General features: G+C 46.7%; 12 protein-coding genes. 9 read left to right on the top strand and 3 right to left on the bottom strand.

Translation table 11 applies throughout. From position 1 onward, the window contains the following. Positions 1 to 32: 32 nt before the first annotated feature. From BEL05_RS20575 to BEL05_RS20550, 6 genes are all read left to right on the top strand, one after another. Positions 33 to 1,097: a PepSY-associated TM helix domain-containing protein gene (locus BEL05_RS20575; protein WP_069672285.1), complete on the top strand. Its 1,065-nt coding sequence runs from the start codon at positions 33 to 35 to the stop codon at positions 1,095 to 1,097. 219 nt (positions 1,098 to 1,316) lie between these two features. Further along, complete coding sequence (locus BEL05_RS20570) at positions 1,317 to 1,556, top strand: HP1242/YdcH family protein (protein WP_028764307.1); 240 nt, start codon at positions 1,317 to 1,319, stop codon at positions 1,554 to 1,556. 135 nt (positions 1,557 to 1,691) lie between these two features. Then, entirely contained in the window at positions 1,692 to 2,588 is an 897-nt protein-coding gene (locus tag BEL05_RS20565; protein WP_028764308.1) for a prohibitin family protein, read from the top strand. Between the two features lie 143 nt (positions 2,589 to 2,731). Beyond that, the gene (locus tag BEL05_RS20560; RefSeq protein WP_028764309.1) at positions 2,732 to 3,037 is read left to right on the top strand and encodes a DUF1840 domain-containing protein; all 306 of its coding nucleotides are present in this window, start codon (positions 2,732 to 2,734) and stop codon (positions 3,035 to 3,037) included. Between the two features lie 252 nt (positions 3,038 to 3,289). After that, positions 3,290 to 3,580, top strand: a complete 291-nt coding sequence (locus tag BEL05_RS20555; RefSeq protein ID WP_069672284.1) for a putative quinol monooxygenase — start codon at positions 3,290 to 3,292, stop codon at positions 3,578 to 3,580. 55 nt (positions 3,581 to 3,635) lie between these two features. After that, positions 3,636 to 4,292 (top strand): nitroreductase family protein, encoded by a 657-nt coding sequence (locus BEL05_RS20550; protein ID WP_028764311.1) that lies wholly within the window; start codon positions 3,636 to 3,638, stop codon positions 4,290 to 4,292. Positions 4,293 to 4,373: 81 nt separating this feature from the next. On the opposite strand, the gene ptsG is transcribed toward BEL05_RS20550, so the two are convergent. Both ptsG and ptsP read right to left on the bottom strand, forming a co-directional pair. Then, on the bottom strand, positions 4,374 to 6,125 hold the full coding sequence (ptsG, locus tag BEL05_RS20545; protein WP_069672283.1) for a PTS glucose transporter subunit IIBC: 1,752 nt from the start codon (positions 6,123 to 6,125) through the stop codon (positions 4,374 to 4,376). 37 nt (positions 6,126 to 6,162) lie between these two features. Beyond that, positions 6,163 to 8,751, bottom strand: a complete 2,589-nt coding sequence (gene ptsP / locus BEL05_RS20540) for a phosphoenolpyruvate--protein phosphotransferase (RefSeq protein WP_069672282.1) — start codon at positions 8,749 to 8,751, stop codon at positions 6,163 to 6,165. 595 nt (positions 8,752 to 9,346) lie between these two features. Here ptsP and BEL05_RS20535 point away from each other — a divergent pair. Together BEL05_RS20535 and yghU are read left to right on the top strand one after the other, a co-directional pair. Then, positions 9,347 to 11,416, top strand: a complete 2,070-nt coding sequence (locus BEL05_RS20535) for a M13 family metallopeptidase (RefSeq protein WP_069672281.1) — start codon at positions 9,347 to 9,349, stop codon at positions 11,414 to 11,416. Positions 11,417 to 11,609: 193 nt separating this feature from the next. Continuing rightward, positions 11,610 to 12,467, top strand: a complete 858-nt coding sequence (gene yghU, locus BEL05_RS20530; RefSeq protein WP_069672280.1) for a glutathione-dependent disulfide-bond oxidoreductase — start codon at positions 11,610 to 11,612, stop codon at positions 12,465 to 12,467. Between the two features lie 113 nt (positions 12,468 to 12,580). On the opposite strand, the gene BEL05_RS20525 is transcribed toward yghU, so the two are convergent. Further along, complete coding sequence (locus BEL05_RS20525) at positions 12,581 to 13,063, bottom strand: cupin domain-containing protein (protein ID WP_069672279.1); 483 nt, start codon at positions 13,061 to 13,063, stop codon at positions 12,581 to 12,583. A gap of 293 nt (positions 13,064 to 13,356) precedes the next feature. Here BEL05_RS20525 and BEL05_RS20520 point away from each other — a divergent pair. After that, on the top strand, positions 13,357 to 14,260 hold a 904-nt coding region (locus tag BEL05_RS20520; RefSeq protein WP_217629875.1), incomplete at its 3' end, for a hypothetical protein.

The following is a 14,260-nucleotide window of genomic DNA, read 5'->3' as shown; positions in this document are numbered from 1 at the left end:
GCAAGGCCGATACCTCAATTAAGAAGATAAACATGAACTTAGTCCCCGCTTTAAAGTGGTTCCATAATTGGATAGGCTTTTTTGTTAGCATCGTTATGCTAATCGCGCTTACAACTGGAGTGTATTTAGGTTGTGTCGATATGTTCAAGCGCCTAAACGATCATGGTCAGCAATTTCAGCCACTGTCTATCGAACAGAAAGCCGAGGCGGTAGACACCCTATTTGCACGTTATCCTGAAATGAATACAGTGCGCTTCCCTACTGAGCACACTCCTTTCATCCAAGTGGCAACAAGAGGAAAGTCCATTGCATTTGATAATGAGCTAAACGAGCTATCGGTAAACTTATCGTCAGACATCCCCTTCTACAGCACCCTCTTTTGGTTACATAGAAACTTGTTACTGGCAGACTTTGGCAAATATCTTAATGCGTGGGCCTCACTACTTGGCGGTGTCATCACCTTAATCGGTCTCTACTTGTGGTGGCGTGTGCGCAAAGGATTTCGACTCAAACAGTCCTTTCCTAAAAACACACGCTCTAGCAGCTTGTTAAAAAGTCACATTCAACTCGGGCTATTTATCTCTGTGCCGCTCATTATTCTTTGCTTAAGCGGTTTTTTAATTACTTACAAAGGCCTATGGACTGGCGCACTAAAACAACCACAAGCGGCGATTAGCTACCCGCTTAGCCAACCCAGCGATTGGCATAGCCAACTTGTTACCGCACAAGCATACTGGCCAGACTCTCTATTGGTCGCAGTAAGTAAACCTATGGTCAGAAACAAGGAACAAGCACCTGCGAAGACATTAGTTTATAGCGTGCGTTTTGATAGCCATGAAGGAGTGTGGTTACGCGATGCCGATCGGCTCAGCATTAATTATGAGCAGGGGCAAATAGAATCTGCGCTGAAACACAGTGAGCGTCCTCTATCGGGCAGGATTGCCGCTTTTATACGACCATTACATGATGCGCTCAACATGCCATTTAGCTATCTACTGTTGATCACATCTGTGGCTGCTATCGGCTCATTGATACTCGCCTTTAGCGCAGTGACCTTTTATCGACGCACATTTAAGCGCAAATCCAAAGCATCATAGCCGAGGAGCTCTTCATCCACAAAATAGCAGCTGGCGCTGCTATTTCGCCCATCAACCCTACTTAAACCGGCTGTTGACTTTATGAACAAATAAAACAATTGATCCACTTCAACTTTCATCCATAAAGCTGGATTAAACGCTTGTAATTCGTCATTGGGTTAGCTTTACTTAGGTGGTAACAATACTGTTTTTTTAACTGTCTAATTACAAGGAGTTACTATGCTAGGAGAAGATCACTCTCTTATTAATGAGTTCCCTGAGTATCAAACCGTCATTGTTAAATTGTCTCAAAACGACCCCGCCTTTCTAAAAGACGCCAGCCGCTACAATGCATTGGACAAAGAGATCCGAGAACTCGAGCTCAACGGTGCCCCCATTGATGATGAGGCCATGCATCTACTAAAACATGATAGAGCAGAACTAAAAGACTCACTATTTCAACGTTTAAAAAGTGAATAGTTGCGCATCACCTAAAATTCAAAATCAGCAGGGGTGAGCCAATAGAAAGCTCAACCCCTTCCATACTGCAACAAATGTTTCGAAAAAGGTAACAAACTGGTATCTTTGCTACGCATAACTAGAAAGGATACTCAAATGCTGCAACAAACTACCAAAATAGGCCAATGGTTAAAATTGTCCAACCTCTTTAAAACGTTACCAATTATCTTGCTAATCATCGCCGTATTCAACTCCTACTTCATCGTCATTGAAGGCCATGTTGGTGTTGTCAAACGTTTTGGCGAAGCTAAAGATCAGCAGAACCCAGGATTGCACTTTAAGATCCCGTTCATTGAAACGGTAGAGATGATCGAAGTCCGTACTCGTAAAAATGCTGAAAAAATGGCGTCGAGCACCAAAGAACAGATGCCTGTCACCATCGAAGTTTCAGTCAACTGGACGGTCAATAAAGAAGCGGCGTTAGACCTATTCAAACGCTATGGCGGACTCACCCAGTTTGAGCAACGTATTCTCGACCCGCGTTTCCGCTCAGCCACCAAAGACACTATTCCACAATTTGAGGCTGAACAACTGATCCAAGACAGAGCCAGTGCAATTCAAGGGATTGAACGTCGCTTAGCCGAAGAGATGGCAGGGTTTCCCGTTATCGTCGATAACATACAGATAGAAAACATCATTCTGCCGCAAAAATATATCAATTCGATTGAGATCAAACAAACCGAAAAAAACCTTGCCGCAGCCGAAGAACATAAACTTGAGCGCCAACGCCTTGAAGCACTCAGAGCGGTAAACACGGCAGATGCCAAAGCGAAGGGGATTTTGAAAGTTGCCGAAGCTGAAGCACAATCGATTCTGCTAAAGGGGATGGCTGAAGCACAGGCAATTGAAGCCAAGGCCAAAGCACTGAAAAACAACCCGCTTATCGTTAAGCTAACTGAAGCACAGGCGTGGGACGGCAAACTACCAACGACAATGATGGGCGAAGGTGTTATGCCAATTATGGATATACGCCAGATAGAAGAGTCTAAATAAACGTATTTGACTCCATTGGGGGCATCTTGCCCCCATCTTTTTCCTTAATTTCCAACTTGTAGGCTGGCACTCCACCATCGATGTGCTCATACTGAAATAGCTTCTTCAACAGCCACTTTCTCTTCCTATACCAAGGAGTCTCCATGCTGGTCACCTTTAAAACCAAGTACTATTCAGAGATCACCCTGTTTGGCCATATTGCTACCCACCTACTCAACATCATGGGACACAGCGGCACCGTGCCTGGTGCATTTCGCCCAGAAGAGCTACCCGCAGCACTGCAAAAACTAATGATCGCAGTCGACGATAAAACCAACATGACAACTGACACCACCATAGATGATGATAACGATGACGAGCATGATGTCAGCTTGCGTAGTCGAGCCTTACCAGTGATAGCGCTACTTCAGTCGGCTATCGATGCCAACGTCAATGTGATGTGGGAATAACATTTAGAAGTATTACCTTATCGCGAACTGATATTCGCAGACGCCCGTCACAGCGCAATTTCTTCCCCTCCTGGATAGCGTCACTGAAAGCCATCAGCGCTATACTCTTACCAGCTTTGACTCGAACCCGCCTATTGTCAATTTTTTATTGATAATCATTCGTTATTTTCACTGTTTTTATCTTTAGCTATTAGGTCTATTATCGCTCCATCCACAGCGTAACCCCATTTAACTGACGCAAGAGAGCGCACCATGGCACAGCTTACTATCGTTGCAAATATTATCGCCAAACCAGACAAAGTCGAGTTAGTCAAAACGCAGCTGCTTAAGCTCATCGCTGTCACACGTGCTGAAGAGGGTTGCATCAACTATGACCTTCATCAAGATAATCAAAATCCAGCACACTTTGTGTTCTATGAAAACTGGACATCAACCGAACACTTACAAGCACACTTGGCCAGCAGCCATATTGCCGAATATATTGCTGCAACCGAAGGCTCTGTTGACCAGTTCACCCTGAATGAAATGACACAAGTCGCCTAATTTTTTAGTCGATTGTTACCGAACAAACCGTTTAACCTGATTAATGGATCTTATTATGACTCACCCAATTATTGCTGACTTGGCAAACCGCTATACCACCAAAAGATATGATGCATCAAAACGCATTCCACAAGCCGATCTTGATGTCATTTATGAGGCAATGCGCCTGTCGGCATCATCCATTAACTCTCAACCTTGGAAGTTTATCGTCATTGAAAGTGACGAGGCAAAACAGCGCATGCATGATACCTTTGCCAACAAATTCCAGTTTAATCAGCCTCATGTAAAGTCTGCATCGCACATTATTTTGTTTGCTCACAATCCCAATTACACCCGCAATGATTACGCTAAAGTCGTGGATAAAGGCATTGAGGATGGCCGTACTAAGCCAGAGGAAAGAGAGCAAGCATTTGGTGGATTTGCCTTCGCCGAGCTCAACACTGATGAACACGGTAACACGGCGGCTTGGACAAAATCGCAAACCTACTTAGCTTTAGGTAATACCTTACATACCTTAGCAAGACTAGGCATAGATTCCACCACAATGGAAGGCGTCGATAGCGAGCTGATCGGCGAGATATTCAAAACGGAACTGGATGGTTTTATCTGTGAAGTAGGGCTAGCGATTGGCTACCATCACACCGACGAAGACTACAATGCTAACCTGCCTAAATCCCGCTTAGCCGCCGAATCTGTGTTCACGATTCTATAGTCTTAATTAGACATATTCTGACCATTAAAAAAGCGCTTATTGCCATCGCAATAAGCGCTTTTTTGTCAACAGACCTTCAGCTTATTCGCTGGGTGTATCATTCAACGCTTGGGCTAACCTCTGGGTATTACCAACAAACAGTAGATGAACTAATTTATCGTTTAGCACCAAGACCTCCTGCACACCTAGTGCTTGCAGAGCCTTAGCGTCTAGCAAACTGCTGTCACTCACTTCGACTCGCAAGCGGTTATCGGCAATAGTGCGACATGAGATCAGCCCCGTCAGCAACGCCTTTAATTGGGTAGCTTGCACCGCATCAACAGCCGTCGTCGTAGCAGCTACCACGGGTTGCTCAGTTACAGCCTCTTGAGCAACAAAGCCGCCAGACGCCAACATCTCGTCAATCTCGGTACGGGTAACTTCAGCTATGGTTCCCACAATCGCCTGCACTGCATGGCCAGACACTAGCACGCCGCTAGCGCCCAACTGTTTTAAGCGAGCATGGTCTACTTGGTTGGCATCCACAACATCCATACGTAAACGGGTGATGCATGAGTCCACATTAACTAGGTTTTGCGGACCACCAAAAGCCTCGATAAAATTACGCGCACGCTCAGTACCCTCACCGCCAACCAGTTCAGCTTCTGAATCGGTACGGCCTGGTGTTTTCAGATCAAACTTAGTGATCAAAAAGCGGAACACCACATAATAAAGTACCCCATAGGCCAGACCGAGCATCACCAACAGACCGATATTTTCAGACTTACCTGATAGCACAAGAAAGTCTATCAATCCGTGGGAGAATGAAGTGCCATGTACCACGCCTAGCATATTAGTTAACACATAAGCCAAACCAGCCATGAAGGCATGCACCACATACAGCAGCGGCGCAACAAACATAAACGCAAACTCAATCGGCTCTGTGATCCCCGTTAGGAATGAGGTCAAAGCGGCCGAGATCATAATGCCACCAACCATCACACGGTTCTCTGGGCGTGCTGTGTGCCAAATGGCCATTGCCGCGGCAGGTAAACCAAACATCTTAAACAGATAGCCCCCAGCAAGCTGGCCAAAGCCATTCCCCGCAGCACGACTTGCCTCATCCGCTTGCAAATAACAGGTCAACACACCATTAGCAGCTTTGCCTGTACTGTCAACACAACTGCCCGCCTCAAAAAAGAAAGGCACGTTCCACACATGATGCAAACCCGCAGGAATAAGTGAGCGCTCTACCACACCGTAAATACCAAAGGCTAAAGTAGGGTTTTGATTGGCCGCCCAGTGAGAAAATGTCTCGATGAGATGGCCTATGGGTGGCCAAATAAACGACAAGATAACGCCGGTGAATATAGCGCCAAAACCGGTAATAATCGGTACGCTACGCTTGCCAGAGAAGAAGCCAAGGTACGCCGGGAGCTGAATCTTGAAAAAACGATTAAAAGAGTAAGCGGCGATCGCACCCGCGATCATGCCACCTAACACCCCTACATCGGTACCTGGAGACATCACGCCGATGGTTTTTGTCATAATGGCATAACCCACTAATGCAGCCATCGCAGCGACACCATCGTTTTTCGCAAAACCAAGTGCGATACCGATAGCAAATAGCAGCCCCATATTGCCAAAGATCGCCTCGCCCGCTTGCACCATCAAGGTGTTAACGATGTCAGGCACAACACTAAAGCCTGCACTGCCCACGCCGAGTAAAATACCGGCCACGGGTAACACTGACACGGGCAACATCACCGATTTGCCTATTTTTTGTAGTACGGAAAAAGCCCCTGCCATCACGGCCTTTTTCGGTTTAGCTGCACTGATTGTAGTTGTTGTCATAGTAGACACCTTTTTATTTTAATAAGCTGCTAAGCGTTTACGCCGAGGCCACACCGCCAGTGACGGCGATTAACGTGTTAGGGGCATGCATCAATTCACGCACCGCCTTTGCATCAGCACAGGCCATCGCGTCGGCAGCCACTTTCTGACATGCTTGCTGACTTAAGCTACGTACTTGATGCTTAACCTCTGGTATAGAGGGGACACTCACCGACAGCTCATCGATACCAAGTCCGACAAGAATAGGCACTGCATCTTTTTCACCTGCTAATCCGCCACAAACGCCAACCCATTTGCCTTTAGCATGAGCGGCTTTGGCTGTGATATCGATAAGGCGCAGCACTGCGGGATGTAAACCATCGGCAATGGCTGCAAGCTTAGGATGACCACGATCAATCGCTAAGGTGTATTGGGTTAAGTCATTGGTACCAATAGAGAAGAAATCCACATGCTCTGCCAGTAGATCCGCCATCACTGCTGCAGAAGGAACCTCAATCATGATACCAACCTCGATGCCACTGGTATCGATAGCCAATTTTTCGGCTTCCTCTTGCAGCACCTGTTTGGCTAATTTCAGCTCAAACAGTGAAGCGACCATAGGGAACATAATGCGCAGTCGCCCGGCACTCGCCGCTTTCAGTAGCGCGCGGAGCTGCTGTCGTAACACAGCGGGTTTATCGAGCCCAACACGGATACCGCGCTCGCCAAGAAACGGGTTATCTTCCTTAGGCAGTGGTAAATATGACAAGGGCTTATCACCGCCAACATCTAATGTTCTCACCACCAGTGGGCGCTCACCTAAGGTGGTCAGCACCTGACGATACGCTTGTTCTTGCTCCGCCTCAGAGGGCGCCGAGGTTTGTTCTTGATAGAGAAACTCTGAACGCAATAAGCCAACGGCTTCACCGCCCATCGCCACCAGCTTTTCAGCTTCGGCAACCTTAGCAATATTACCCGCCACTTCGACTTGCACGCCGTCTGTTGTCACTGCTGTATTATCTTTATCCGCAAAGGCTAACGCCTTGAGCTGCTCGTTTGCCGCTTGTTGGTGGCTGAGTTCAGCCAGCTCTGAATCTGTCGGCTCCAGCAGCAGATACCCTTTTGCAGTGTCGAGTAAAACTTGGGTGCCATGTAACTCCATCACCTTAGCTTCCACCCCAGCCATGGCTGCAATCCCCATGGCTCTAGCCAAAATCGCACTATGGCTAGACGCCCCACCTAAGGTGGTGCAGATACCCAGCACCTGAGCAGGATTCAACTTGGCGGTTTCTGATGGGGCTAAATCTTTGGCAACGATAATCGTGTTTTCGGGTAATGCTTCTGGAATCGTATCTTGCGGTAGCCCAGCTAAAATTCGCGACACTCGATTGCCAACATCAACCAAATCCGCAGCGCGGCCAGCCAGCAATTGGTTGCCCATCGCCGCTAACTTGTCAGCCTGACGGCAAACCGATTTGTCCCAGGCATAGGGAGCAGATTTACCTTGTTGTAACTCAACTAAGCACTTTTCATAGAGGTCGGGATCGGCCAGTAACTCTTGGTGAGCCACAAAAATATCTGCTTTTTGGCCCATCGCTTTACCGCGTAATTCATCGACTAGCTCAATCAGTGTTGCATCGGCTATCTTGATGGCGTGATCCAGTTTCTGCCGCTGGGCTGTTGGGTCACTTGCGAAGGTATCGAATTTAGGCACTTCGGCGTTGATCACATATAAACGCCCTTTCGCTTGACCGGGAGACGCTTCAACTCCGACTAATTGGCGCGGATCTTGACTCGTTTGCAGCAGCAGTGAAGGTTCAGCAAACGGATCGAACGCCTTGTCCGCCGTGTCGCTGGCCGCTTCATTGGCCCCCTCTTCTCCTAGACCTGAGGCAATCGCCGCACTTAATGCATCAATAGCCGCTTGCTGATCAGGGCCTTTTGCCAATATGACCACTTGGTCACCAAAGGCGATATCTAACCCCATTAAGGCCACGACACTTCGGGCATTAACCTGCTCACCCGCTTTTTCTAGCATGACGTCACAGGTAAATGGTTTTAGTGCTCCAACAATTGCCGCGGCAGGGCGAGCATGGATCCCCGTTGGATTAATCACCTTTATCGACGCAGACTGAAGCATGTCGCTAGACTTCACCACCGCAGCCCCCGCTTGAGCAAGCTCAGCACTGAACAGTAGATCACCAACCGCTAATCGCTTAGCAGTTGTTGGCGTTAAGCTAACAATACGCTCTCTGTCTGTCAGTAGCACAACGGTGCGTAAGCTTTTAACACCGCAGGCAACTTTGTCTAAATCAACTTCCACCAAGGGGGTTTTGGCGGCAACAGTATCGCCAACCTTCACCAATGCGTTAAACCCCTCTCCCTTTAGCTTTACAGTATCGACCCCAATATGAAGCAGAATCTCAACGCCTGCTTCTGTAGTTAATGTGACAGCATGTTGAGAGGGATGAACTTGAGTGATTTTGGCATCACATGGGGCATGTAAAACGTTTGAGGTTGGATCAATTGCAAAACCGTCACCCACCAACTTTTGAGCAAAAGCGGCATCAGGCACCTGCTCTAAAGAACAGCTCACCCCATTAAAAGGTGATAAGAGTTGGATCATGGTGGAAGTATTATTATTCATTGCCACTCCAAATATAACGCCAAAACCTCATTGTTTGGTTTCTGCGTCAGGTGTAAATAATTAAATGTAGCCAGCTGTCGTCGCCAACTAAGTTCTGCAAAAAGAGGGAGGGGGAAACGTTACTGCAACGTCAAATTATCCCATTAAACACAGATACTCTCTTCTATAAAACCGCAGACATCTTATGCAGAGTAGATACTGCGTTAACAATCTCTCAACTTAGCAAACATATTGTAGCGCTCACAAGTTGCAATCGAATGCAGTCATTCTACTTGTTATCAAAACCAGATTAATCGCACCAATAAGAATAGGCAAGACAATTTGTAAGCGCTTACAAAAATGTTAACACTATGGTTAATTACTTTAAGCAGATTAAAATCTGATCGCCTCAGTCACCATGATGCGGCAGTTGGTCAGTCATCAATAACCGTTGACTCATGCCGCAAGTGTCCTGAGCTATTGCTGGCTGCCGCCATACCGTATTAATGAACCAAAATTTGCTAACAATTCTAAGGTTGACTTTTATCAGTAGTCTTACAAGATAGAGCTGTTTAATTAACAGCACCTCTCCACTAGCAAGGAAATCAATATAACAATGAAAAAGTCCTTAATCGCCATTGCTCTGGCAACCACTTTCCTCAGTGCCTGTGGCACATCTGATGTCAACAACACTCAAGCCGTCGCTGAAACCAGCGCTCCAGCCACCAAAGCAGAACTCGGCAGTTTCGGTGTCGATTTAACCGCCCGTAATTTAGAGGTTAAACCTGGTGATGACTTCTTCATGTATGCCAGCGGCAATTGGTATGATCACTATGTCATGCCTGCTGATAAAACCCGTTACGGCGCCTTTACAGGGTTAGCAGAGCGCAGTGAAAAACAGGTCAAAGAGATCATCGACGACATTGCTAGCCGCACCGACCTTAATAGCGAAGAGCAACTTATCGCTGACTTTTATCATGCTTATATGGATACCGAGACCATCAATAAGCTCGGGATCAGCCCAATTCAAAGCACCTTAGATGATATTGCGGCTATCAAGTCGACCGATGATTTAACCAAGAAGTTTGGGCAATCTTGGTTAGTGGGTGGCAGCTCGCCGATTGGCGGTGGTATGTGGTTTAATCGCCTTAACCCTAACGAATATGAGATGTCTGTAGGAGCCGGTGGCCTAGGTTTGCCTGATCGCTCTTATTACCTCGAAGATAGCGAGCGCTTTGTTAAGATCCGTGAAGCCTACGTCGCTCATATCGCTAAGATGCTTGAGTTTGCTGGCGTAAAAGAAGCAGCCAAGAGTGCTAACGCTATTTTAGCGCTGGAAACCAAAATGGCAGCGGGTCAATGGCCAAGAGAGAAACGCCGTAACCGCGACTTGACCCTAAACCAAATCAAGCGTGAAGATTTAGCTAAAGAATACCCTGGGTTCAATTGGGATCTCTATTTTTCCCAAACGGGTTACCAAGTCCCACAGCTAAATATTTCGCAACCCGATCCAATCAAAGCGATGATCGAGCTAGTGAGCAAGGAAGACCTTAACGTATGGCAAGACTACCTAATCTTCCATACCCTCACAAACAACGCCGAGCTACTATCTGAAGATATCTACGCAGCCAGCTTTGACTTCTTTGGCAAAACCTTAAGTGGTCAACAAGAGCCACGTCCACGCTGGAAACGCGCTGTCGCCCAAATGTCAGGTACCCAGTCTTTAGGTTTTGCCATTGGTAAAGTCTATGTGAAGCGCTACTTCCCAGAGTCATCCAAACAGCAGATGGCTGAACTGGTAGAGAATCTGCGCACCGCGTTAGGTCAACGTATTGATGGCCTTGATTGGATGGGTGATGAAACTAAGGTCAATGCTCATGCAAAGCTCAAAGCCTTCAATCCTAAAATCGGTTACCCAGATGTATGGCAAGAGTTTGATGGCCTAAAACTGACAAAAACAGATTTAGTGGGCAACATTCAAAACCTCAGACAGTACTTTAGAGCCGATAGTGTGGCCAAAGAGTTACAAAAGACGGACCGCAATCGCTGGGGCATGACACCACAACGAGTGAATGCTTACTACAACAGCTCATTTAACGAGATTGTTTTCCCAGCCGCTATTTTACAACCTCCATTCTTTGATCCTAACGCCGATCCAGCAGTGAACTACGGCGGTATTGGTGCTGTGATTGGTCACGAAATGGGCCATGGTTTTGACGATCAAGGCTCTAAGTCTGATGCCAACGGTATTCAGCGTAACTGGTGGACTGATGAAGACCGTGCCGCCTTTGATGCCAAAGCCGATCGCTTAGCAGAGCAATATAGTCAGTATGAGCCTATCCCGGGCAACTTCGTCAATGGCCGCAACAGCCTCGGCGAAAACATCGGTGATGTAGGTGGTCTAGCCATGGCGTACCACGCTTATCAGCTTAGCCTTAACGGCAAAGAAGCTCCTGTGATCGATGGTTTAACAGGCGATCAGCGTTTCTTCCTTGCTTGGGCGCAAGTGTGGAAAGAAAAACGCACCGAACAGAGCATGCTAAATCAACTGCGTGGTGGCACTCATGCACCGGGGCGCTACCGTGCTCAAGCACCACGTAACCACGATGCTTGGTATAAGGCCTTTGATGTAAAACCAGGCGACAAACTCTACCTTGCAGAAGATGAGCGTGTACGTATTTGGTAATCGTCAACATACGTAGATTTTACTCGTCCGCTAACATGCCAGTCTCTTGACTGGCATTTTTTCTCGCTCTCTTATGCTCTGTCAGACCAATACATAGCAAAGAGTTATATTGAACAGGGTGTTAACCGAGAAAAATGCCCCGATATCAGTATTAAGTTAATCTCAGGTACGGCGCAAACGATAAGGAATTACAATGACGAATGAATATACTCCAGCGAAAGTGTGGGTCAATGACACAAGTGGCGGCAATAAATGGGCAAACATTAATAGCCCTGAGTCGGGAGCGAGGTTCGATAGGGCCTTACCTGTTGGTGAACATGATTTTCAACTCTATTCGCTAGGCACGCCAAATGGTCAGAAGGTCACCATTATGCTAGAAGAGCTATTAGCGCTAGGCATACAAGAAGCCGAGTATGATGCTTATCTCATTAACATTGGTGAGTCAGATCAGTTTTCATCAGGCTTTGTTGGCGTAAATCCAAACTCCAAAATACCCGCTTTAGTCAATAAAACAGGGAAGCAAGCGGTTAATGTCTTTGAGTCAGCTTCAATACTCGTTCACCTTGCAGAAAAATTTGAGCAGTTTTTACCCAAGAGCGGTTATGCTCGTACTCAGACCTTTAATTGGCTGTTTTGGGCCCAAGGCTCAGCGCCATTCTTAGGCGGTGGGTTTGGGCATTTTTATGCCTATGCCGATGTAAAACAAGAATATCCAATTAATCGCTTCGCCATGGAAGTTAAACGCCAATTAGACGTTTTAGATAAGCAACTTGCTAATAATCAATATATTGCTGGCGATGAATACACTATTGCCGATATGGCGATTTGGCCTTGGTATGGCAACCTAGTGTTAGGTAATTTGTATGATGCGGCCGAGTTTTTACAAGTCGACACCTATACCAATGTGATGCGCTGGGCAAAAATGGTTGAGCAACGTAAGGGCGTTCAACGTGGCCGTATCGTTAACCGCTCATTTGGCGAAGACTGGGAACAGCTCACTGAGCGTCATAGCGCTGCTGATATTGACAAGGTACTCAGCAAGCAGCCTTAGTCACCAGGCCTAGATTACTGAGCGAAAACGGGTTATCTCCAGATGCATAAGATGAGAAAGGGAGCATTAAGCGTCCCTTTCTCTTGTTGCTATCAGCTCGATTAACCGTCGCGTTAACTCTTTATTTTACGACTCAGACGCTCAATAACCTGTTGATGTTGCGGGTACATCGCTAACAGTGTTTCTTGGCCAAACAATTCAAAATCATCGAAAGTAAAACCAGGTGAGACCATACAACCTACCAAAGAGAATCCCGGCTGATTCATTGCAGAGCCAAAAATAGCCCCCTTAGGTACCAAAAATTGCGGACGCTCACCGGCAGCAAAATCGAGTCCCAATTTAGCTGTGGTCAACTCTCCTTGCTCATCAATCATATAAATAGTCAGCGATTGACCCGCGTGGAAATACCACATTTCATCCGCAGTTAGGCGATGAAAGTTAGACACCTCCCCATCACGTAATAGAAAATAGATACTGGTCCAGAGTTGGCGAGCGTCATCAAACTGCTGTGCAGAACGATAAGATGAGCAATAGTACCCCCCTTCTACATGCTGCTCTAGCTGTAAATGTTGAATGAATTCATCGGCGCTGTGCATTTAGGCTCCTCTAATAAATGTATTCATGTGGTCCCTGAACTACGCTAAGTAATGTCCAGCATCATTTATGCAATCAAAAAATCTCAAATGCTATAAAAGTCAGTATACAAACTGCCAACAGCATGCTGAACAAATAGTCTATCGTTCAACAGTGACAATAAATTGACTCACAACAAATAATAATAAGATATATTATATAATATTTTGTAAGGCTGTAATTTCACTGCCCACAAAATAAGACCTACCCACCTGAAATTACTAATTTAGTGTTGTTGATATCAAAAGGTAAATGAGTGAATAACAAGCCATCCATAAGTACTTTATCTGCCAAAATCAGCCCTATATTAATCGCGCTGACACTCACCTTCATGCTCAGTGCATGTAATGGTGATGACGGTGGGTTCCCAACCGCAGAAATATTTACCCCACCCAAAGCGAATAACTTAGCCATTGAGCCTGATGCCGAGGTCGATACATTGCTCAGTGCGCAATATGTTTACAGTGACAATGCACAAAGAAGCGAAGGCGACTCCATCATTGAATGGCTCGTCAACGATGCGTTAATTACAACATCAACCACTTTTACTCCCAATAAACGCTTTGAACACCAATGGATCAAATTTTGTGTCACCCCAAAGGCATCTTTTGGTAACAACGACACTGGGGCGAAAGTCTGCAGCCCAAGCCTTATTATTCTTCCCAAAAATGGCAGTGCCCCCGTAGCGAGTGATGTCGTTATCGCCACCCCACTGCAACCTGGCAGCGCCACTACGGCCAGTTACAGCTACAGTGATGCCGATGCCGATTTAGAAGGAGTAAGCCTGACACGTTGGCGTCTCAATGGGGTCGACAGCGGCAGCGGACTGGCATTTACTCTACCCGCTGACAGCGAAGGCAAAAGCCTAGCATTCTGTGTTACCCCAGTGGCACTCACTGGAGAGCCCAAGCAAGGCACGGAGGTCTGCGATACGCAAACCATCATCGGCAGCTATATCGCCCCCGTTGCTAGTGACTTGAGCATTCTGCCGCAAGCGGTAGCCAATACCCCGCTGACCGGGGATTACCGCTACACTGATAACGCCTCTCGAACCGAAGGCGCGAGCCTATTCAGTTGGCGCATAGATGGCACCGAGATCAGCAACAGCAACACTCTCACTCTTAACGTAGACAGCGAAGGCAAATCGCTCACCTTCTGTG

Source organism: Shewanella colwelliana (assembly GCF_001735525.1).
Lineage (GTDB): Bacteria > Pseudomonadota > Gammaproteobacteria > Enterobacterales > Shewanellaceae > Shewanella > Shewanella colwelliana.
This window is presented reverse-complemented; position numbering and strand designations above follow the sequence as displayed.

Coding starts and splice junctions, on each gene's coding strand:
- yghU (WP_069672280.1), top strand. CDS start 11,610: ATGACGAATGAATATACTCCAGCGAAAGTGTGGGTCAATGACACAAGT.
- ptsG (WP_069672283.1), bottom strand. CDS start 6,125: ATGACAACAACTACAATCAGTGCAGCTAAACCGAAAAAGGCCGTGATG.
- BEL05_RS20550 (WP_028764311.1), top strand. CDS start 3,636: ATGACTCACCCAATTATTGCTGACTTGGCAAACCGCTATACCACCAAA.
- BEL05_RS20575 (WP_069672285.1), top strand. CDS start 33: ATGAACTTAGTCCCCGCTTTAAAGTGGTTCCATAATTGGATAGGCTTT.
- BEL05_RS20525 (WP_069672279.1), bottom strand. CDS start 13,063: ATGCACAGCGCCGATGAATTCATTCAACATTTACAGCTAGAGCAGCAT.
- BEL05_RS20535 (WP_069672281.1), top strand. CDS start 9,347: ATGAAAAAGTCCTTAATCGCCATTGCTCTGGCAACCACTTTCCTCAGT.
- BEL05_RS20555 (WP_069672284.1), top strand. CDS start 3,290: ATGGCACAGCTTACTATCGTTGCAAATATTATCGCCAAACCAGACAAA.
- ptsP (WP_069672282.1), bottom strand. CDS start 8,751: ATGAATAATAATACTTCCACCATGATCCAACTCTTATCACCTTTTAAT.
- BEL05_RS20570 (WP_028764307.1), top strand. CDS start 1,317: ATGCTAGGAGAAGATCACTCTCTTATTAATGAGTTCCCTGAGTATCAA.
- BEL05_RS20560 (WP_028764309.1), top strand. CDS start 2,732: ATGCTGGTCACCTTTAAAACCAAGTACTATTCAGAGATCACCCTGTTT.
- BEL05_RS20565 (WP_028764308.1), top strand. CDS start 1,692: ATGCTGCAACAAACTACCAAAATAGGCCAATGGTTAAAATTGTCCAAC.